The organism is Pseudonocardia spirodelae (assembly GCF_037727765.1).
In the GTDB taxonomy this organism is placed as follows: domain Bacteria; phylum Actinomycetota; class Actinomycetes; order Mycobacteriales; family Pseudonocardiaceae; genus Pseudonocardia; species Pseudonocardia spirodelae.
In genome coordinates, this window is sequence record NZ_JBBJUP010000008.1 from 1 (window position 1) to 18,295 (window position 18,295).

The window sequence follows — 18,295 nt, forward strand, 5'->3', positions numbered from 1 at the left end:
GCGCCGCCTCCCGGTCCCGAGGTCGGACCACCCGGACAGGTGAGCCCGAACCCGACGATACCGACGCCGTGCCCGGCCCCACGGGCGGCTCAGCGGGGCGGGCCGGTCGCCGGGTCGACGGTGTCGAGCACCTCCACGGGGTCGCCCAGCGCGACCTCGGCGCCGGGGGTGTCCGGCACCAGGTTCACCCCGAACCAGACGCCCTGGTCGAACCGGCGGTGCCGGGCGAGGGTGACCATCGGCTCCCGGCCCTTCGTCGCGGTGCCGGGGTCGACGGTGGTGAGTACGCAGCGCGCGCAGCCCTTGGCGACGCGGAACTCCGCGTCGCCGATCCGGATCCGCCGCCAGCCGTCCTCGGCCCAGGCCGGTGCGCCCCCGACGACGACGTTGGGCCGGAACCGGGCCATCGGCAGCGGCCCCTCCGCGGCGTGCGGGCCGTCGGCGACCAGCGCGTTCAGCGCGTCGAGCGAGGCGGTCGAGGTGAGCAGCAGCGGGTAGCCGTCGGCGAAGGAGACCCGGTCGTCGTCGCGGGAGAACTGCGGGTCCGGGCGCCGGCGGTCCGGGTCGTCGAGGTGGACCAGGCGCACCGGCTCGCCGAGCAGCGCGGAGAACCAGGCGGCGGCCTCGTCCCCGGCCGGGACGCCCGCGGTGTCCCACCGGTGCACGCGCACCGGGACCGGCTCGCCGGTCGGCACCGGCACGGTCAGCGGCGGGAGCCCGGGACCGGTGAGCCGCAGCCCGTCGGCGGCCGGCGTCGGCGCGACGAGCACGAGCCGCGGGTGGGTGCGGGCGGTGACCATGGCGCCGTCCGCACGCACGACCATCCAGCGCCGGTCCCCGGCGAGACCGGCCCGCTCGACGACCGCCCGCGCCACCCCGGCGCCGCGGCAGGACTTCACCGGGTACCGGTGCAGCCCGGCCAGCCTCACCATCCGGAGAAGAACTCCCCGGACTGCCGGAGCTGGCGGGTGCTGCTCCCGATGATCAGCTCGGTGGGCAGCGTGACGTGCTCGGACACGTTGCGGTCGCCGCGCTCCAGCAGCAGCCGCCCGGCCTCGAGGCCCTTCTCCCGGAACGGCTGGCGGACCGTGGTCAGCCCGGCCCGCTCGGCCTCGGGGACGCCGTCGAACCCGGCGATCGAGAGGTCCTCGGGCACCCGCAGGCCGCGGTCGCGGGCCTCGCGCAGCGCGCCGAGGGCGAGGATGTCGGAGGTGCAGACGAGCGCCGTGATGCCGGGATGGGCGTCCAGCAGGGCGGCGGTCCCGTCCGCGCCCGCGTCCGCGGAGTGCTCGAAGCGCTCGATCACCGGGACGTCGGCCCAGTTCACCCCGGCCTCGGTGAACGCGGCGGCCAGCCCGGCCAGGCGCTCGCGCTGCACGCTGTAGGAGCTGCCCTGCTGGCGGGCGACGTCGGCGGGGCCGTCGTGACGGCGGGAGCCGAGCCGCATGCAGAGCACACCGACCCGTCGGTGGCCGAGTTCGACGAGGTGGCGGCCGAGCGCGAGCGTGCCCGCCCGGTCGTCGACGCCGACCCGGTCGACCCCGCCGATGTCGGCGGGCTGGTCGCAGACCACGGTCGGGACGGGGCGCTGCAGGACCGCGCGGAAGTGCGGGTCGTCCTCGCTGACGGAGTAGACGACGAAGCCGTCGACCCCGGCCTGGTAGACCGCGTCGACGTCGGAGTGCTCGGGACTGACCGGCACCAGCAGCAGGCCGGTACCCGCCTTCTCGCACGCCAGCGCGAGGCCCTCCAGGAATCCGGTGGCGCCCGGGTCACGGAAGGCGTAGCTCAGCGCCTCGGTCAGCAGCAGCCCGACCGCCCCCGCGCGGCGGGTGCGCAGCGACCGGGCGACCGGGTCCGGACCGGGGTAGCCGAGGCGGCGGGCCGCCTCCAGCACGCGCTCGCGCAGCGGCGCGGACAGCTGGTCGGGGCGGTTGTAGGCGTTGGACACGGTCGTCCGCGAGACCCCGAGCTCGGCCGCCAGCGACGCCAGCGTCGCCGGGCGCCGCGGGTGCTGGGGGCCGGTCATTCCCGGAACGGTAGCGGCGCCGTCACGCGCGTGAAAGCCCGCCCCGATCCGGCCCACCGGGATCACATCGCGCACGCGTCACGCGCGGCCCGTGCAGCGGTAGAGTGAATCTGAGAACGATTTCCAATAAAGCTATGCCGATATGTTGATGGGAGTTCCGTCCGTGTCCCGATCCCCGCTCCGTCCGGCCGCCCTGGTGGCCGGGCTGGCCGCCCTCGCCCTGGGCGCCACCGCCTGTGGCTCCGGCCAGGTCGACGCGCCCACCAGCGCCGACACCCCGCAGGTGAAGATCGTCGCCTCGACCGATGCCTGGGGCGCGGTCGCCCGCGCCGTGGGCGGCAACTACGCCCAGGTCACCTCGGTGATCGACTCCCCCGACGTCGACCCGCACGGCTACGAGCCGACCCCGCAGAACGCCGCGACCGTCGGCGGGGCGCAGCTGGTGCTGATGAACGGCGGCGGCTACGACGCGTTCATGACCGACCTCGTCGCGGCCTCCGGCAGCCGGGCCCCGGTCGTCGACGCCGTCGAGGTCTCCGGCATCGAGGGCGCCACGGAGGCCGCCGCCGACGACCACGCCCACGACCACGCCGCCGAGGCGTCCGGCGAGGCCGGCCACGAGCACGAGGGCGAGCACGCGCACGGCTCGTTCAACGAGCACGTCTGGTACGACCCGGACACCGTCACGACGGTGGCCCAGCAGCTCGCCGACCAGCTCGGGCGCATCGACCCGGGCGCCGCCGAGTACTTCCGCACCAACGCCGCGACCCTCGCCGGCGGAGCCGCCCAGCTGAAGTCGAAGGCCACCGAGATCGGCCGCGCCCACCCGGGCGCCACCGTCGCCGTCACCGAGCCGGTCCCGGACTACCTGCTCGACGCGGCCGGCCTGAAGAACGCGACGCCGCAGGAGTTCTCCGCCGCCGTCGAGGAGGGCACCGACCCGCCGGCCGCCGTCGTCGCGCAGATGCTCGGGCTCTTCACCGCGAACCCGCCGGTCGGCGCGCTGGTCCTCAACAGCCAGACCACCTCCCCGACCACCGACCAGGTCCGGTCCGCGGCGCAGCAGGCCGGGGTCCCGGTCGTCGAGATGTCGGAGACGCTGCCGCAGGGCACCACCGACTGGGTGCAGTGGATGAACGCCAACCTCGACGAGCTGGCCGGGGCGCTGAACCGCTGACATGGCCACCTCCGACCCCGCCGCCGACCCCGCCGCGCTGTCACTGCGTGGCGCCGGGCTGCGGTTCGGCGAACGGACCCTGTGGTCCGGCCTCGACCTCGACGTCGCACCCGGCGAGTTCGTCGCCGTGCTCGGCCCGAACGGCTCCGGCAAGACGACGCTGATGCGCGTCCTGCTGGGCCTGCTCCCGCTGTCCGAGGGCACCGTGACCGTCGGCGGCCACACGCCGCGGCGCGGCAGCCCGGAGATCGGGTACGTCCCGCAGCAGCAGCCCCTCGACCCGGACCTGCCCCTGCGCGGGCGGGACCTGGTCGGTCTCGGCCTCGACGGCCACCGCTTCGGCCCCGGCTTCGGACGCCGCCGCGAACGGCGCGTCCGGGTGGACCGCGCGCTGGAGCAGGTCGCCGGCACGCACTACGCCGACGCCCCCGTCGGGCGGCTCTCCGGCGGCGAGCAGCAGCGGCTGCGGATCGCGCAGGCACTGGTCGGGGACCCGGCGGTGCTGCTGTGCGACGAGCCGCTGCTCTCGCTGGACCTGTCCCACCAGCGGACGGTGACCCGGCTGATCGACGAGCGCCGCCGCGCCGCCGGCACCGCGGTGCTCTTCGTGACCCACGAGATCAACCCGGTCCTGCCGCTGGTCGACCGGGTGCTCTACCTGGTCGACGGCCGGTTCTCCATCGGCAGCACCGACGAGGTCATGACCTCGGAGACCCTGTCGCGGCTCTACCGCACCGAGGTCGACGTGCTGCGGGTCCGCGACCGGCTCGTCGTGGTCGGGGCCGAGGACGCCCCGGTCACCCGCGACGCGCACGCCGAGCACGGCGCCGCCCCGGTCGGGGGTGGCGCGTGAGCGAGTTCCTGGCACGGATCCTGGACCTGTCCGGGACCGGCGAGCTGCTGACACTGCCGTTCGTCCGCAACGCGCTCATCGCCTGTGCGGTGCTGGGCGTGGTGGCGGGACTGCTGGCCCCGCTGATCGTCAGCCGCGGGATGGCGTTCGCCGTGCACGGCACCGCCGAGCTGGCCTTCACCGGCGCCGCGGCGGGGCTGCTGCTCGGCGTCGCCGTCGGGTTCGGCGCGGTGGTGGGCGCCGTCGTCGCGGCGGTGATCTTCGGGATCCTCGGGCTGCGGCAGCGCGAGCGTGACTCCGCGATCGGCGTGGTCATGGCGTTCGGGCTCGGCCTGGGCGTGCTGTTCCTGTCCCTCTACGACGGCCGCTCGGCCAACCGCTTCGGCCTGCTCACCGGGTCGATCGTCTCGGTGGACCAGCAGAACCTGGTCATCCTGGGCGTCGTCGCCGTCGTCGTGCTCGCGACGCTGGCGGTGCTCTACCGGCCGCTGCTGTTCGCCAGCACCGACCCCGAGGTGGCGCTGGCCCGCGGCGTGCCCGTCCGCGCGCTGACCCTGGTGTTCGGCGTGCTGATCGGGCTGGTGACGGCGCTGGCCGTGCCGATCGTCGGCGCGATCCTGGTGCTGTCGGTGCTGATCGTGCCGGGCGCCGCGGCCAACCGCGTCACCGCCAACCCGCTCGTCGCGACCGTCGTCGCGATCGTGATCGCGGAGGTCGCGCTGGTCGGCGGGACGATCCTGTCCCTCGCGCCGGGGCTGCCGATCTCGGCGTACGTGGCGACCATCGGGTTCGCCGCCTACCTGCTGTGCCGCCTCGTCGGGCGGCTGCGCGGCCGCGGCCCGGCCCGGGCCTGACCGCCCCTCGTGCACGGTGTCCGGGGCGCGGGCCCCGGACACCGTGCACGAGCACGTCAGCGCTCCAGGCGGCGACGGCGCGCGACCTCGGCCAGCACGACCCCGGTCGCGACCGAGGCGTTGAGCGACTCCACGCGCCCCGCCAGCGGGATCGAGACGGTCAGGTCGCAGGTCTCGCGGACCAGCCGGGACAGGCCCTTGCCCTCCGAGCCGGTGACGATCACCAGCGGGCCCGTGGCGAGGTCGAAGTCGTCGAGGGAGACGTCACCGTCGGCGGCGAGGCCCGCGATCATCAGCCCGGCGGAGGCGTACTCCTGCAGGGTGCGGGTCAGGTTCGTGGCCCGCGCGACCGGCACCCGGGCCGCCGTACCGGCCGAGGTGCGCCAGGCGACCGCGGTCATGCCCGCCGCGCGGCGCTGCGGGACGACGACGCCGTGCCCGCCGAACGCACCCACCGACCGGACGACCGCACCCAGGTTGCGCGGGTCGGTCACGCCGTCCAGCGCGACGGCCAGCGCCGGGCGCCCGGAGTCCGAGGCCGCCTCCAGCACGTCGTCGGGGTGGGCGTAGGAGTACGGCGGCACCTGCAGGGCCAGGCCCTGGTGCAGTGCGCCACCGGTGATCCGGTCCAGGTCGTTGCGGGGCACCTCCAGGATCGAGATGCCCTGCTCGGCGGCCAGCGCGACCGACTCGGCGACGCGGTCGTCGGCGGCCATGCCGGTCGCGACGTGCAGCGCGGTCGCCGGCACACCGGCCCGCAGGCACTCGACGACCGGGTTGCGCCCGAGCACCGTCTCCGGGCCCTCGCCGTCGCCGCGACGGCCCGCGACGGGACGGCGGCGCTGCTGGTCCTGCTGCGCGGAGCGGCGCGCGGCCGCCCTCGCCTTGGGGTGGCCGGGGCGCATCTCGCCGGGCGGGGTCGGCCCCTTGCCCTTCAGCGCACGCCGCGACTGGCCGCCGGAGCCGACGACCATGCCCTTCTTCGTGCCGTCCTTGCGGATCGCTCCGCGGCGCTTGGAGTTGCCTGCCATGAGTTCTACGAGTCCTATGCGTCTTTGAGAGTCCAGGTGGAGCCGCCCGCGCCGTCCTCGACGGCGATGCCGGCGGCGAGCAGCTCGTCGCGGAGCCGGTCCGCGGTGGCGAAGTCGCGCTCGGCGCGCGCCGCACGGCGGCGCTCGAGCATCGACTCGACCAGGGTGCCCAGCGCCTGCCGGGCGGCGTCGCCCGAGTCGTCGGCCGCCCCGCCGACGGCCAGCGGGTCGAGGCCGAGCACGTCGGTGGTGGCCCGCACCGCGGCGGCCGCGGCGCGCGCGCCCGCGACGTCGCCGGCGTCGAGGGCGGTGTTGCCCTCGCGCACCAGCGTGTGCACGGTGCCCAGCGCGAGCGGGGTGCCCAGGTCGTCGTCCAGGGCGGCGGTGAACACGGCGGGCAGCTCGGCGGCCACCTCGGGCAGGCCGTGCCGCTCGCGGACGCGGTGCACGAACGACTCGATCCGCCGGTAGGCGGCGACGGCCTCGTCCAGCGCGGCGTCGGAGTACTCGATCGCCGACCGGTAGTGCGGGCCGACCAGGTAGTAGCGCAGCTCGGCGGGGCGGACCCGCTCGAGCAGGTTCTCGATCGCCAGGGTGTTGCCCAGCGACTTCGACATCTTCTCCCCGCCCATGGTGACCCAGGCGTTGTGCAGCCAGAAGCGGGCGAAGCCGTCGCCGGCGGCGTGCGACTGGGCCCGCTCGTTCTCGTGGTGCGGGAAGACCAGGTCCAGGCCGCCGCCGTGGATGTCGAACTCCGGTCCGAGGTAGGCCGTGGCCATCGCCGAGCACTCGAGGTGCCAGCCCGGACGGCCGTCGCCCCACGGGGTGGGCCAGCTCGGCTCACCGGGCTTGGCGGCCTTCCACAGCGTGAAGTCCAGGGCGTCGCGCTTGGCGCCGCCCTCGCCCTCGCCCTGGTGGACGTCGTCGACCCGCTGGCCGGACAGCGCGCCGTAGTCGGGCAGGGTGCGCACCGCGAAGTAGATGTCGCCGCCCGCGGCGTAGGCGTGGCCGCGCCCGATCAGCCGCTCGATCAGCTCGACCATCTGCGTGATGTGGCCGGTGGCCCGCGGCTCGACCGACGGCGGCAGGCAGCCCAGCGCGTCGTACGCGGCGGTGAACGCCCGCTCGTGGGTGGCCGCCCACTCCCACCACGGGCGGCCCGCGGCGTGCGCCTTGCGCAGGATCTTGTCGTCGATGTCGGTGACGTTGCGCACCAGCGTCACGTCGTAGCCGGACCGGGCCAGCCAGCGGCGCAGCACGTCGTAGTTCAGGCCGGAGCGGACGTGCCCGATGTGCGGCAGGCCCTGCACGGTGGCCCCACAGACGTACATCGACACGGCTCCGGTCCGCAGCGGCGTGAAGTCGCGCTGCTCCCTGGTCGCTGAGTCGAGAAGTCTGAGGCTCACGTCACCAGGGTACGGGGCTCCGATTCGTCCACTACACGGGCGGTGCGCGGGGGCAGGGTACCGGTCATGGCTGTTCAGCAGATGTACCCGAGGCTCGTCGTGCCCGACGCGGACACCGCGATCGCCTTCTACACCGCCGCGTTCGGGGCCGAGCTCGTCGAACGGTTCACCGACGGCTCCGGCGCGGTGGTGCACGCGCTACTGCGGGCGGGCCCGGCCGTGTGGGCCGTCAAGGACGGCGACGCGGCCGACCCGCCGCCGTCGGGTGCCGGCGGGGTGGTCCTCGCCCTCTACGTCGACGACCCCGACGCCGTCGCGGCCGCGATGGTCGACGGCGGCGCCACCGTGGTCTTCCCGGTGTCCGACCACGCCTACGGCGACCGCGCCGGCCGGCTGGCCGACCCCTTCGGGCACCGGTGGACGGTCGCCGCCCGGACCGAGGACCTGTCCCCGGAGCAGGTGCAGGACCGGACCGAGCGCGCCTACCCCTGAGCCGGGAGCAGCAACGCGGTCGCGACGGCGGCGCGACCCTCGCCGCGGCCGGTGAGCCCGAGCCCGTCGGTGGTGGTCCCCGAGACCGCGACCGGCCCGCCGACGACCTCGGAGAGCACGCGCTCGGCCTCCGCGCGGCGCTTCCCGATCCTCGGGTCGTTGCCGATCACCTGGACGACGGCGTTGCCGACCCGCCAGCCGTCGGCCTCGAGCAGGCGGCGGACCTCGGCGAGCAGCGTCGCGCCGCTCGCCCCGGTCCACTCGGGACGGCCGGTGCCGAACACCGCGCCGAGGTCGCCGAGCCCGGCCGCGGACAGCAGCGCGTCGCACAGGGCGTGCGCGGCGACGTCGCCGTCGGAGTGGCCGGCGCAGCCGTCGGCGCCGGTCCACAGCAGACCGGCGACCCAGCACTCCCGGCCGGCCTCGACCGGGTGCACGTCGGTCCCGATGCCGACCCTCATACGGTCTCCTCCCGGGCCGCCCCGGCGAGCAGCAGTTCGGCGATGCGCAGGTCCCACGCGGTGGTGACCTTGAACGCGAGCGGGTCCCCCGCGACGGTGGCGACCGGGTCGCCGAGTGCCTCGACGAGCCCGGCGTCGTCGGTGCGGGGATCGGGCGTGCCGGCGTGTGCACGGCGCAGGTCGGCCGCGCGGAAGCCCTGCGGGGTCTGCACCGCGCGCAGCGCGGAGCGGTCCACCGTGGACACGACGACGCCGTCGGCGTCGACCTGCTTGACCGTGTCGGTGACCGGCAGGACCGGGATCACCGCGGCCGCCCCGGCCCGGACGGCGTCGACGACCCGCCGCACGACGGCGGCGGGCGTGAGCGGGCGCGCGGCGTCGTGCACCAGCACGACCTCGGCGTCCGGATCGGCCGCGGCGAGCCCCGCGGCGACCGACGCGGTGCGGTCCGCGCCCCCGGCGACCACGGTCACCGGGCGCGCGGGCAGCAGTGCGGCGGCACCGGCGACCTGGTCCGCAGGCACGACGACCACCACGTGCCCGACGACGTCGGACGCGAGCAGGCCGTCGACCGCACGGACCAGCATCGGCACCCCGGCCAGCCCGACGAACGCCTTGGGCACACCGGCGCCCAGCCGTACCCCGGAACCGGCCGCGGGCAGCACCGCGACGACACCCGCCCCGGAGGACGGAGCGCGCACGCCGATCAGGCGTTCGCGGTGGCGAGCACCTCGTCGAGCAGGACCTCGGCCCGCTCCTCGTCGGTGCCCTCGGCCAGCGCGAGCTCACTGACCAGTATCTGCCGCGCCTTCGCCAGCATCCGCTTCTCGCCCGCGGACAGCCCCCGGTCCTTCTCGCGGCGCCACAGGTCGCGCACGACCTCGGCGACCTTGTTCACGTCACCGGAGGTGAGCTTCTCCCAGTTCGCCTTGTAGCGGCGGGACCAGTTCGTGGGCTCCTCGGTGTGGGGTGCGCGCAGCACCTCGAACACCCGGTCCAGCCCTTCCTGGCCCACCACGTCTCGAACGCCGACCACCTCGACGTTGTCGGCGGGGATGCGCACCGTCAGATCGCCCTGCTGGACCTTCAGGACGAGGTACTGCACTTCCTCGCCCTTGATCGTCCGGGTCTCGATCGCCTCGATGAGCGCGGCACCGTGGTGCGGGTAGACGACGGTCTCTCCGACCTTGAAAACCATGTGTCCTCTGGCCCCTTTCGCTGGATCCAGATTATCACGCCGCTCCGGCGGGACGGAGACCGGCTTTCACCGTCGTCGCAGGTCAGGGGGTTGACAACAGGCCCGTGACGTGTTCCCCGCGGGCGTGGCGCCGGTGCGCGGCGCAGCGGTCACGTGCCGGTCGCCGTCCCGTCACGTGCCGGACCACCCGTCACGGGCCGCCGGCCGGGGACGGCACGGGCGGTGACCGGGCGACGACGTGGTCACACGCGGGTGCCCGACCGCGCCACCGCCGCGAGCACGCGACTAGGCTGCAGGCCGACCGACCCAGCACGTGCGCCGGGAGCACCATCGAGCACCGGCAAGGAAGGACACGACGACCGTGAGCCGCACCCGCCGTCCCGCCCGGACCCTGGCCGGGGTCGCCGGCGCCGTCGCCCTGACCGGACTCCTCGTGAGCGGCTGCGGTGCCGGGCAGATCGCCCAGACCGCGGAGCAGGTCGCCGCCGTCAACGGCATCAACGCCACGGTCGGCTCGGTCGACGTGCGCGACGTGCAGATCGCCTACCCGAGCGCGCCCGCCGGGCCGGACGCGCTGTACCGCCAGGGCGGCTCCGCCCCGCTGCAGGGCACCTTCGTCAACACCGGCTCGGTCGCCGACCGCCTGGTCTCGGTGTCCAGCCCGGCCGCGTCGTCGGTGCGCATCGAGGGCGACGCGGTCATGCCGCAGGACGTCGCGCTCGTCTCGCCCGGTGGCCTGCAGCTGGCCCCGACCAACTCCAAGCGCGTGCAGCTCGTCGCCGAGGGCCTGACCCGGGCGGTCCCCGCGGGCGCCCAGATCCCGATGACGTTCGTGTTCGAGCGCGCCGGCTCGGTGACGCTCACCGTCCCGACCGCCGTCCCGCACGTCGAGGGCTCGGCCGGGCACGCCCCCGAGCGGGCCTCGGCCGGCTCCGAGGAGGCCGGCACGAACGGCGCCGAGACCGGTGTCAACACCGAGACCGGCGGCCAGGCCGAGACCCCGCCGGTGAACCAGGCCAACCCGGTCGAGGGCGGGTCGCAGCCGGGCAACGAGGGCACCGGCGCCGGCGGCGCGGCGAACCCCTGACCACCCGCACCCGCGCCGCCCGCTCGGGCGGCTACCGCTGCGGCGAGTGCGACCACCGCACCGCGCAGTGGGTCGGGCGCTGCCCCGGCTGCCAGGCGTGGGGCTCGCTCGAACAGGTCGAGCCGGTCCGCACCGGCGGGGGCGGGCGCACCGTCGTCGCGGGGGCGCCCAGCACACCGGCCCGCCGGATCGCCGAGGTCGAGCTCGACTCGGCCCGCGCCCGTCCGACCGGCGTCGACGAGCTGGACCGGGTGCTCGGCGGCGGTCTCGTCCCGGGCGCGGTCGTCCTGCTCGCCGGCGAGCCCGGCGTCGGGAAGTCCACGCTGCTGCTGGAGGTCGCGGCGCGCGCCGCGGACCGGGCCCGGGTGCTCTACGTCTCCGGCGAGGAGTCCGCGGGCCAGGTTCGGCTGCGCGCCGAGCGCACCGGCGGCGTGCACGACGAGCTCTACCTCGCCGCGGAGTCCGACCTCGAGTCGGTGCTCGGGCACGTCGAGGCGCTGCGGCCGTCGCTGCTGGTCGTGGACTCGATCCAGACCATGTCGACCGCGTCGGTCGACGGCAGTCCGGGCGGGGTCACCCAGACCCGCGCCGTGACCGTCGGGCTGACCGCGCTGGCCAAGGAGCGCGGCCTGGCCGTGCTGCTGGTCGGGCACGTCACCAAGGACGGCGGCATCGCCGGGCCGCGGGTGCTCGAGCACCTCGTCGACGTGGTGCTGCACTTCGAGGGCGACAAGCACTCCGCGCTGCGCATGGTGCGCGGCGTGAAGAACCGCTTCGGCCCCGCCGACGAGGTCGGCTGCTTCGAGCTGCGCGACTCCGGCATCGTCGGGCTCGCCGACCCGTCCGGGCTGTTCGTGGGCCGGTTCGGGCAGGGCGCGGACGCCGTCCAGCCGGGGACGGCGGTGACCGTCGTGATGGACGGGCGGCGCCCCCTGCTGGCGGAGGTGCAGGCGCTCGTCGCCGGGGCGAACATCCCGAGCCCGCGGCGCGCGGTGACCGGGCTGGACTCCTCACGGGTGCCGATGCTGCTCGCGGTCGTCGAGCGGCGGGGCGGGCTGAAGCTGCACGACGCGGAGGTCTACACGGCCACCGTCGGCGGGATGCGGATCACCGAGCCCGCGGCCGACCTCGCGATCGCACTCGCGGTCGTCTCGGCCCGGCGCGACGCCGCGCTGCCCTCGGACCTGGTCGTGCTCGGCGAGCTCGGGCTGGCCGGCGAGCTGCGCCGGGTGCACGGCGTGGACCGCAGGCTCGCCGAGGCGGCCCGGCTGGGGTTCACCCGGGCGATCGTCCCGGCCGGCGCCGAGGTCGGCCGGACGGGCATGCAGATCACCGAGGCGTCGTCGCTGCGCGAGATCATGGCCCGCATCCGCTGAGCGGCCCGGGCGTGGGCGCTCAGCTCATCAGCAGCGGGGCGGGCTCGCTGACCACGCGGTCCAGGCGCGCCAGCACCCGGTAGCCGCCGGGGCCGACCCGGTCGCGGGCCGCGGTGCACCCCGGTGCCGACGACAGCCCGGTCCAGGTCACGGCGAAGGCCACCGGCTGACCGGGGACCAGCGTGCGCAGGTCGTCCGACGACGGGTTGGAGCAGTCGTTGGACGACCACAGCTTCCTGGCGCCGTCGCCGCTCCACACCGCGATCTCCTGCTTCTCGCCGTCGAGGTCGCGCACGCACGGCTGCCCGGAGGTGTTGGTGACGACCAGGCGCAGCTCCGGGCGGGCCCCGGCCGGGTAGGCGGGCTGCCCCGTCTCGGCACGGACCTCGATCATCGCGTCGGTACAGGGCACCGGACCGGTCGGCGGGGACGGCGCGGCCTGCGGCACCTGCACCGACGGGCGCGGGGTGTCGTCGGGACGGACCGTCTCGTCCGCCGGGCCCGCGTTCGGGGTCGCGGGCCCGGCGGAAGGCCCCGCCGGGGGCGCCGGGGAGGCCCCGCGCGCGGCGGGGGCGGGGAGCGGAGAGCTCGGCGGGACGGTCGGCGTCCCCGACCCCGGGGCCGGGGATGCCGGGGCCGGGGACGCCGGGGCGGTGGTGCTCGTGTCGGGGGTGGTGCGGGCCGCGGTGCCGGACGGCTCGTCGGAGCCACGCGGGATCAGCAGCCAGGTCGAGAGCCACAGCAGCGCGAAGAACGCGAGCAGGGCGACGCCGACCGCGCATGCGCGCCGGCGCCAGTAGACCGACGCCGGCAGGGGACCCACCGGGTGCATGTCACCGACGGTAGATCGGTGGTTACGCGAAGTCGCCGTCGCCGCGCCGGGGGCGGGCAGGTCGTCGCAGGTCCACCCGGCGGGGCGACGTCGCGGTCCCGGGCGGGTGAGCCGGGACCGGAACGCAGCCGTCGCCGGGACACGGGCGCACCGGACGGGCGGCGCCGACCGGATCCCGCGACCCCCGGTCGGAGGTCCTGCCGACCCGCGGTGACCGCGCCGCCGTCGCGACCCGGCGGCGCGGCGCCCCGCGGCGGCCCGAACGGCCCCGGTCGTGGCGCGCGCCCCGGTCGCGACCGCGGTAGGGCCGTGCTCCGCGCACCGGGCCCGCGGACCGGCCCGCCCCGGCGCGCGCGACACTGGGCGGGTGCTGGCCGAGCTGATCTCCCCGTGGTTCCGGGCGCAGGCCCGGGACCTGCCCTGGCGCCGTCCGGAGACCACCCCGTGGGGGGTGCTGGTCAGCGAGTTCATGCTGCAGCAGACGCCGGTGGCCCGCGTCGAGCCCGTGTGGCTCGACTGGATGGCGCGCTGGCCGGTGCCCTCGGCGCTGGCCGCCGCGCCGCGCGCGGACGTGCTGCGGGCCTGGGGCAAGCTCGGCTACCCGCGCCGGGCGATCCGGCTGCACGACGCGGCCGCCGCGATCGCCGCGCAGCACGGCGACACCGTCCCGTCCGACGTGGAGGCGCTGGAGGCGCTGCCCGGCGTCGGCTCCTACACCGCCCGCGCGGTGGCGGCGTTCGGGTTCGGGCTGCGGGCCGCGGTCGTCGACACCAACGTGCGGCGCGTCGTCGCCCGCGCCGTGCACGGCCAGGGGGACGCCGGGCCCGCGCGGACCCGTGCCGACCTCGCCGACGTCGACGCGCTGCTGCCCCGCGCCGACGCCGAGGCCGCCGTCGTCTCGGCCGGGCTGATGGAGCTCGGCGCGGTGGTCTGCACCGCACGTTCCCCGCGCTGCGCGGACTGCCCGGTCGCCGCCGCGTGCGCGTGGGTGGCCGCCGGGCGCCCCGCCTACGACGGCCCGCGCAGGCCCGTGCAGGGCTTCGCCGGCACCGACCGCCAGGTCCGCGGCAAGCTCATGGACGTGCTGCGCGGCGCGCACGGGCCGGTGGAGCGGTCCGCCCTCGACGCCGTCTGGTCCGACGCCGGGCAGCGCGACCGCTGCCTGCACTCGCTGCTCGTCGACGGGCTCGCCGAGCAGACCGACGACGGCCGCTTCGCCCTGCCGGCCTGATGCCCGCCACCGTCCGGTTCCGTCTCGACGACGACGGCGCCGCCGCCCTCTCCGCGCTGCGCGACCGGCTCGCCGCAGCGGGCGTCCCGGTCGCCCCCGGCACCCCGCACGTGACCGTCGCCGCGGCCGGGACGATCCCGCCGCCCGCCGTGCGCGAGCTGGCCGCGGAGCTGCGCCTGGTCGCGCTGCCCGTGCTGTGGCTCGCCGGGCTCGGGTCGGTGGGGCCCGACGCGGCGGACGTGCTCGCGCTGACCGCCGTCACCGACCCGGAGGTGCTGGCCGTGCACACCGCCGTGCACGACGCGCTGGCCGGACGGGTGCGCGGCCCGCACGCCGCGCACCTGCCGGGCTCGTGGCTGCCGCACGTCGTGCTCGCGACCGCGCGGCCGGCCGAGGCCTTCGCGCTGCTGCACCCGGTGGAGCCGGTGCGGGCGCGGATCACGGCGGTCGAGCTGCACGACTCGCGCACCGGGGAGACGATGCCGGTCAGCGGGGAGCGAGACCGGCCATGACCTGCTCGACCAGCGCCTCCAGCACCGGGGTGAGCGGGCCGCGCCGCCCGGGCGGCACCGCGCACCACCGCAGGACGGCGCCGAGGTAGGCGTCGAACAGCAGGTCCGCGGCGATCCCGGGGTCGACGGTGCTCGCGATCCCGCCGCCGTCGCGGCCGGCGTCGAGCCACTCCGCCAGGCGGTGGACCGCCGGGGTGCGGTGGTGCACCGGCCCGAGCGCGGCGAGCCAGCCGAGCATCATCTGCTCGGTGCCGTCCGGGTCGGCGTCGGTCAGCTCGCCCAGCGCCCGGAACCAGGCCCGGATCCGGTCGGGGACGTGGTCGCCGGGGCCGGGCTCGCCGGCGGCGGCGGTGGCCGCAGCCTGCCGGCGGGCGGCCCATTCGACCGCGAGCTCCCCCTTGCTGGGGAAGTGGTTGAACGCCGTGCGGCGCGACAGCCCGGCGCGCTGCGCGACGTCGTCCATCGTCGTCGCCGCGAAGCCCCGTTCGGCGAACAGCGCGGTCGCGGCGTCGTAGAGCAGCGCGCGGCTGCGCGCCCCGCGGGGATCGGGAGCCCTGGTCGCCATCGTCGGTCACCCTCTCGACATTTTCTGCACCCGGGTGCATCCTATCGGCAAGTGCACCCGAGTGCAGATCAGGGAGACCGCCATGTCACAGGTGTTCGCCGACGAGGCCCTGGCCGGGATCGCCGCCGGGACCTCCCCGTTCGGCTCGGCCGACGTGGGCGCGATCCGCGCCGCGATCGCCGCGCGCGCCGCGGGACGCCCGCGCGGGCCGGAGATGCACGAGGTGCGCGAGGTCGCGCTGCCCACCTGCCCGGGCCGGACGTACCGGCCGGCGGCGGGCCCCGCGCCGCTGGTGGTGTTCCTGCACGGCGGTGGCTGGTCGGTCGGCGACGTCGACGCGTTCGACCGGCCGGTGCGGCGCCTCGCGGCGGCGTCGGGTGCCGACGTGCTCGCCGTCGACCACCGCCTCGCCCCCGAGCAGCCCTGGCCCGCGTCGGTCGACGACACCGTCGCGGCCCTGCGCCACGTCGCCGACGGCGGGCTCGGCGCGGTGCCGCCCGCGGTCGTCGTGTGCGGGGACAGCGCGGGCGGGACGCTCGCGGCCCTGGCGTGCCTGCGGCTGCGCGAGGAGGCCCCGTACGCCCTGCCCGACCTGCAGGTCCTCGTCTACCCCAACGCCGACCTCTCCGACACCACCTCGCCGTCGATGCGGGAGAAGGCGACCGGTTTCGGGCTCGACGCGGCGTCGGCGACGTTCTTCGCCCGGCTCTGGGTCGGCGGGGACGAGACCCGGCTGCGCGACCCGCGGGTGAGCCCGCTGCACGCGCCGGACCTGTCCGGGCTGCCGCCCGCCGTCGTCGTGACCGCGGAGCACGACCCGATCCGCGACCCGGCCGAGGCCTACGCGCGGCGGCTCGACGCGGCGGGCGTGCCGACGACCCTGCGCCGGGAGCCGGGGATGATCCACAACTTCCTGCAGTTCGACGAGCTGTCCCCCGCGGCGGCGGCCGCCGCCGACCGGGTCGCCGCCGACGTCGCCGGGGTCGGGAGCCCGCGGCCCGGCGCGCGGGGCCGGGGTCGCGCCGCCCGGCCCTAGGCTGACCGCGTGGCAGGCGAGCAGGACGTGCGCCGGATCGCCCTCGGTCTCGACGGCGCCGCGGAGAACCCGAGCGACGGCTTCGACTTCCGCGTGCGCGGCCGGGGCTTCGTGTGGTCGTGGCCGGAGCGGGTGCCCGGGCGGCGGCGGGTGATCCGGACCGACGTCGCGGTGCTCTACGTGGGCGACGAGGCCGAGAAGCAGGCCCTGCTGCTGGGTGAGCCCGAGCTGTTCTTCACCGACCCCGGGCACGCGCCCTGGCCGCTGGTGCTCGTCCGTCTGGAGCGGGTCGGCGTCGACCGCCTGGCCGAGCTCGTCGGTGATGCCTGGCGCATGCGCGTCGACGAGGGCGGGCAGGGCTAGCGTGGTGGGCATGGCCGTTGTGAAGATCAATGCGATCGAGGTCGCCGAGAACGCGGGACCCGACCTGGAGAAGCGGTTCGCGAATCGCCTGCACGCCGTCGACGGGCAGCCGGGGTTCCTCGGCTTCGAGCTGCTGCGCCCCGTCTCCGGTGACGACCGGTACTTCGTGGTGACCCGGTGGGAGACCGAGGAGGCCTTCCAGGCGTGGCGGGAGGGACCCGCGGCCGAGGCGCACGCCGGTCAGCGCTCGCCGCGGCCCGTCGCCACGGGCGCGTCCCTGCTGGAGTTCGAGGTCGTCGACCTCGAGCAGGTCGCGGCGGGCTCCTGAGCACCGCCGGCGACCTCGCCGCGGAGCTCCCCGACCGGATCGCCGCGGCGGCCCGCCTGGTCCGCGACGCGGGCGCCCTGCTCGTCACGGCGGGTGCCGGGATGGGCGTCGACTCCGGGCTGCCCGACTTCCGCGGCGGCGCGGGGTTCTGGCGCGCCTACCCGCCCTACGCCCGGCTCGGGCTGCGGTTCGAGGAGCTGGCCGATCCGGGGCACTTCGCCGAGGACCCCGCGCTGGCCTGGGGGTTCTACGGCCACCGCCTGCACCTCTACCGCGCCACCGTCCCGCACGCGGGCTTCGCGGTGCTGCGCCGGTGGGCCGGGCGGGTGCCGGCGAACGTGTTCACCTCCAACGTCGACGGCCAGTTCCAGCGGGCCGGGTTCGCGCCCGGCGACGTCGCCGAGGTGCACGGCTCGATCCACCACCTGCAGTGCCTGCGGCTCTGCGGGTACGGCGTGTGGCCGGCCGACGGCGTCGACGTCGCGATCGACGAGGCCACCATGCGCGCGACCGGCGAGCTCCCGCGCTGCCCCGGCTGCGGCGGGACCGCCCGTCCGGCGATCCTGATGTTCGGCGACGCCGGCTGGGACGACACCCACGCCGCCGCGGCCCTGCAGCATCACGTGGACTGGCTGGCCGCGCACCGGACCGACGTGGTCGTCGTCGAGCTGGGGGCGGGGACCGCGCTGCCCACGGTGCGCCGCCGCTCGGAGCTGGCCTCGGCCGCGACCGGGGCGCTGGTACGGATCAACGTCCGCGAGCCGGAGGTCCGGCACGGCCGCGGGGTCGCGATCCCCGCCCCCGCCGCCGCGGCGCTGGCCGCGATCGACGCCGCCCTCTGACGCGTCGCCGACGCACGCCCGGCGGGCTCAGTCCGGCACGGACTCCTGCCCCGGGACGACGATCGCGGGCAGGTCGGCCAGCCCGGCCAGCGCCGCGTCGTGCACCTCGGCCGCCGGGACCGTGCCGTGCACGCCGGGCAGGTCGCGGGTCGCCGTCGCCGCCGCGACGACGGTCGGCACGTAGCCGCCGGAGAACGCGCTGCGCGCCGTCGAGTTCACGCACATGTGCGTCATGAACCCGGCGAGCACGAGGTCCTGGTGGCCCTCCAGCAGCTCGGCCAGCCCGGTCTGCACGAACGCGCTCGGGAAGTTCTTGGTGACGACCGGCTCGCCGTCGCGCGGGGCGACCGAGCGGTGGATCGCCCCGATCGGGGCGCTGACGTCGTACGGGCTGCCCGCGCCGGCGTCGTGCCGGACGTGGATCACCGTCGCGCCTGCGGAGCGGGCGCGGTCCAGCAGGACGGCGGCCTCCTCCAGTGCGGGCTCGACGTTCTCCAGGCGCATGACGCCCTCGGTGTAGGTGTTCTGCAGGTCGATCATGATCAGTGCGGAGCGGGACAGCGGCGCCGGCTCGCTCGGCAGGCCCATCAGGCCGCGCAGGGTGTGCGTCATCGGATCTCCT

At 76.4% G+C, this 18,295-nt stretch carries 22 protein-coding genes; 12 read left to right on the plus strand and 10 right to left on the minus strand.

The genetic code is table 11. The features are described from left to right. Positions 1-89: 89 nt before the first annotated feature. Positions 90-932: an MOSC domain-containing protein gene (locus tag WJX68_RS11305; protein WP_340289305.1), complete on the minus strand. Its 843-nt coding sequence runs from the start codon at positions 930-932 to the stop codon at positions 90-92. After that, positions 926-2,029, minus strand: coding sequence for a LacI family DNA-binding transcriptional regulator (locus tag WJX68_RS11310; RefSeq protein ID WP_340289307.1), 1,104 nt, complete (start codon positions 2,027-2,029; stop codon positions 926-928). Before WJX68_RS11310 ends, WJX68_RS11305 begins: the two co-directional genes overlap by 7 nt. 163 nt (positions 2,030-2,192) lie before the next feature. Between WJX68_RS11310 and WJX68_RS11315 the strand changes: the two genes are divergently transcribed. From WJX68_RS11315 to WJX68_RS11325, 3 genes are read left to right on the plus strand one after another with little or no spacing between them, the layout of a single operon-like run. Continuing rightward, positions 2,193-3,206 carry a metal ABC transporter solute-binding protein, Zn/Mn family gene (locus WJX68_RS11315; protein WP_340289310.1) on the plus strand — a complete coding sequence of 338 codons (1,014 nt, stop codon included), beginning with the start codon at positions 2,193-2,195 and terminating at the stop codon, positions 3,204-3,206. 1 nt (position 3,207) lies between these two features. Further along, positions 3,208-4,059 (plus strand): metal ABC transporter ATP-binding protein, encoded by an 852-nt coding sequence (locus WJX68_RS11320; RefSeq protein WP_340289313.1) that lies wholly within the window; start codon positions 3,208-3,210, stop codon positions 4,057-4,059. A gap of 8 nt (positions 4,060-4,067) precedes the next feature. Further along, on the plus strand, positions 4,068-4,913 hold the full coding sequence (locus WJX68_RS11325) for a metal ABC transporter permease (RefSeq protein ID WP_340289917.1): 846 nt from the start codon (positions 4,068-4,070) through the stop codon (positions 4,911-4,913). Between the two features lie 56 nt (positions 4,914-4,969). On the opposite strand, the gene rlmB is transcribed toward WJX68_RS11325, so the two are convergent. Both rlmB and cysS read right to left on the minus strand, forming a co-directional pair. After that, the gene (gene rlmB / locus WJX68_RS11330) at positions 4,970-5,944 is read right to left on the minus strand and encodes a 23S rRNA (guanosine(2251)-2'-O)-methyltransferase RlmB (protein WP_340289315.1); all 975 of its coding nucleotides are present in this window, start codon (positions 5,942-5,944) and stop codon (positions 4,970-4,972) included. Between the two features lie 14 nt (positions 5,945-5,958). Next, positions 5,959-7,350: a cysteine--tRNA ligase gene (gene cysS / locus WJX68_RS11335; RefSeq protein WP_340289318.1), complete on the minus strand. Its 1,392-nt coding sequence runs from the start codon at positions 7,348-7,350 to the stop codon at positions 5,959-5,961. Positions 7,351-7,416: 66 nt separating this feature from the next. Between cysS and WJX68_RS11340 the strand changes: the two genes are divergently transcribed. Continuing rightward, on the plus strand, positions 7,417-7,842 hold the full coding sequence (locus WJX68_RS11340) for a VOC family protein (protein WP_340289321.1): 426 nt from the start codon (positions 7,417-7,419) through the stop codon (positions 7,840-7,842). On the opposite strand, the gene ispF is transcribed toward WJX68_RS11340, so the two are convergent. From ispF to WJX68_RS11355, 3 genes are read right to left on the minus strand one after another with little or no spacing between them, the layout of a single operon-like run. After that, on the minus strand, positions 7,833-8,303 hold the full coding sequence (gene ispF / locus WJX68_RS11345) for a 2-C-methyl-D-erythritol 2,4-cyclodiphosphate synthase (protein ID WP_340289324.1): 471 nt from the start codon (positions 8,301-8,303) through the stop codon (positions 7,833-7,835). The two genes, WJX68_RS11340 and ispF, sit on opposite strands and share 10 nt — an antisense overlap. Further along, complete coding sequence (ispD, locus tag WJX68_RS11350; protein WP_340289327.1) at positions 8,300-9,004, minus strand: 2-C-methyl-D-erythritol 4-phosphate cytidylyltransferase; 705 nt, start codon at positions 9,002-9,004, stop codon at positions 8,300-8,302. Before ispD ends, ispF begins: the two co-directional genes overlap by 4 nt. A 5-nt stretch (positions 9,005-9,009) precedes the next feature. Beyond that, positions 9,010-9,501, minus strand: coding sequence for a CarD family transcriptional regulator (locus WJX68_RS11355; protein ID WP_020625956.1), 492 nt, complete (start codon positions 9,499-9,501; stop codon positions 9,010-9,012). Positions 9,502-9,862: 361 nt separating this feature from the next. Here WJX68_RS11355 and WJX68_RS11360 point away from each other — a divergent pair, with 361 nt between their 5' ends. Continuing rightward, a complete protein-coding gene (locus WJX68_RS11360) occupies positions 9,863-10,588 on the plus strand; it encodes a copper chaperone PCu(A)C domain-containing protein (RefSeq protein WP_340289359.1) in 726 nt (241 codons plus the stop codon). Next, positions 10,585-11,964 (plus strand): DNA repair protein RadA, encoded by a 1,380-nt coding sequence (radA, locus tag WJX68_RS11365; protein WP_340289919.1) that lies wholly within the window; start codon positions 10,585-10,587, stop codon positions 11,962-11,964. Before WJX68_RS11360 ends, radA begins: the two co-directional genes overlap by 4 nt. Before the next feature lie 19 nt (positions 11,965-11,983). Here the strand turns inward: radA and WJX68_RS11370 are convergent, their stop codons facing one another. Then, positions 11,984-12,796: a hypothetical protein gene (locus WJX68_RS11370; RefSeq protein WP_340289362.1), complete on the minus strand. Its 813-nt coding sequence runs from the start codon at positions 12,794-12,796 to the stop codon at positions 11,984-11,986. Between the two features lie 367 nt (positions 12,797-13,163). On the opposite strand from WJX68_RS11370, the gene WJX68_RS11375 reads away from it, so the two are divergent. Both WJX68_RS11375 and WJX68_RS11380 read left to right on the plus strand, forming a co-directional pair. Beyond that, positions 13,164-14,027, plus strand: coding sequence for an HhH-GPD family protein (locus WJX68_RS11375; protein ID WP_340289365.1), 864 nt, complete (start codon positions 13,164-13,166; stop codon positions 14,025-14,027). After that, positions 14,027-14,539 carry a 2'-5' RNA ligase family protein gene (locus WJX68_RS11380; RefSeq protein WP_340289368.1) on the plus strand — a complete coding sequence of 171 codons (513 nt, stop codon included), beginning with the start codon at positions 14,027-14,029 and terminating at the stop codon, positions 14,537-14,539. Before WJX68_RS11375 ends, WJX68_RS11380 begins: the two co-directional genes overlap by 1 nt. Here the strand turns inward: WJX68_RS11380 and WJX68_RS11385 are convergent. Next, a complete protein-coding gene (locus tag WJX68_RS11385) occupies positions 14,514-15,104 on the minus strand; it encodes a TetR/AcrR family transcriptional regulator (protein ID WP_340289370.1) in 591 nt (196 codons plus the stop codon). The two genes, WJX68_RS11380 and WJX68_RS11385, sit on opposite strands and share 26 nt — an antisense overlap. Before the next feature lie 82 nt (positions 15,105-15,186). Between WJX68_RS11385 and WJX68_RS11390 the strand changes: the two genes are divergently transcribed. The 4 genes from WJX68_RS11390 to WJX68_RS11405 all read left to right on the plus strand — a co-directional run bounded on the left by WJX68_RS11390 (position 15,187) and on the right by WJX68_RS11405 (position 17,673). After that, positions 15,187-16,140: an alpha/beta hydrolase gene (locus WJX68_RS11390; protein WP_340289373.1), complete on the plus strand. Its 954-nt coding sequence runs from the start codon at positions 15,187-15,189 to the stop codon at positions 16,138-16,140. A gap of 9 nt (positions 16,141-16,149) precedes the next feature. Further along, positions 16,150-16,503 (plus strand): MmcQ/YjbR family DNA-binding protein, encoded by a 354-nt coding sequence (locus WJX68_RS11395; RefSeq protein WP_340289376.1) that lies wholly within the window; start codon positions 16,150-16,152, stop codon positions 16,501-16,503. A gap of 10 nt (positions 16,504-16,513) precedes the next feature. Next, positions 16,514-16,831 (plus strand): antibiotic biosynthesis monooxygenase family protein, encoded by a 318-nt coding sequence (locus WJX68_RS11400; RefSeq protein WP_340289378.1) that lies wholly within the window; start codon positions 16,514-16,516, stop codon positions 16,829-16,831. Positions 16,832-16,932: 101 nt separating this feature from the next. After that, a complete protein-coding gene (locus tag WJX68_RS11405; protein ID WP_340289381.1) occupies positions 16,933-17,673 on the plus strand; it encodes an SIR2 family NAD-dependent protein deacylase in 741 nt (246 codons plus the stop codon). Between the two features lie 27 nt (positions 17,674-17,700). Here the strand turns inward: WJX68_RS11405 and WJX68_RS11410 are convergent, their stop codons facing one another. Further along, on the minus strand, positions 17,701-18,285 hold the full coding sequence (locus tag WJX68_RS11410) for a cysteine hydrolase family protein (protein WP_340289384.1): 585 nt from the start codon (positions 18,283-18,285) through the stop codon (positions 17,701-17,703). Positions 18,286-18,295 lie beyond the last annotated feature (10 nt).

What these genes read in the sequence shown, in the direction of transcription:
- WJX68_RS11310 (WP_340289307.1), bottom strand. Translation starts at nt 2,029, where the DNA reads ATGACCGGCCCCCAGCACCCGCGGCGCCCGGCGACGCTGGCGTCGCTG.
- WJX68_RS11380 (WP_340289368.1), top strand. Translation starts at nt 14,027, where the DNA reads ATGCCCGCCACCGTCCGGTTCCGTCTCGACGACGACGGCGCCGCCGCC.
- WJX68_RS11320 (WP_340289313.1), top strand. Translation starts at nt 3,208, where the DNA reads ATGGCCACCTCCGACCCCGCCGCCGACCCCGCCGCGCTGTCACTGCGT.
- WJX68_RS11370 (WP_340289362.1), bottom strand. Translation starts at nt 12,796, where the DNA reads ATGCACCCGGTGGGTCCCCTGCCGGCGTCGGTCTACTGGCGCCGGCGC.
- WJX68_RS11305 (WP_340289305.1), bottom strand. Translation starts at nt 932, where the DNA reads ATGGTGAGGCTGGCCGGGCTGCACCGGTACCCGGTGAAGTCCTGCCGC.
- WJX68_RS11410 (WP_340289384.1), bottom strand. Translation starts at nt 18,285, where the DNA reads ATGACGCACACCCTGCGCGGCCTGATGGGCCTGCCGAGCGAGCCGGCG.
- WJX68_RS11390 (WP_340289373.1), top strand. Translation starts at nt 15,187, where the DNA reads ATGTCACAGGTGTTCGCCGACGAGGCCCTGGCCGGGATCGCCGCCGGG.
- WJX68_RS11400 (WP_340289378.1), top strand. Translation starts at nt 16,514, where the DNA reads ATGGCCGTTGTGAAGATCAATGCGATCGAGGTCGCCGAGAACGCGGGA.
- WJX68_RS11385 (WP_340289370.1), bottom strand. Translation starts at nt 15,104, where the DNA reads ATGGCGACCAGGGCTCCCGATCCCCGCGGGGCGCGCAGCCGCGCGCTG.
- rlmB (WP_340289315.1), bottom strand. Translation starts at nt 5,944, where the DNA reads ATGGCAGGCAACTCCAAGCGCCGCGGAGCGATCCGCAAGGACGGCACG.
- ispF (WP_340289324.1), bottom strand. Translation starts at nt 8,303, where the DNA reads ATGAGGGTCGGCATCGGGACCGACGTGCACCCGGTCGAGGCCGGCCGG.
- WJX68_RS11405 (WP_340289381.1), top strand. Translation starts at nt 16,933, where the DNA reads ATGGGCGTCGACTCCGGGCTGCCCGACTTCCGCGGCGGCGCGGGGTTC.
- WJX68_RS11355 (WP_020625956.1), bottom strand. Translation starts at nt 9,501, where the DNA reads ATGGTTTTCAAGGTCGGAGAGACCGTCGTCTACCCGCACCACGGTGCC.
- WJX68_RS11340 (WP_340289321.1), top strand. Translation starts at nt 7,417, where the DNA reads ATGGCTGTTCAGCAGATGTACCCGAGGCTCGTCGTGCCCGACGCGGAC.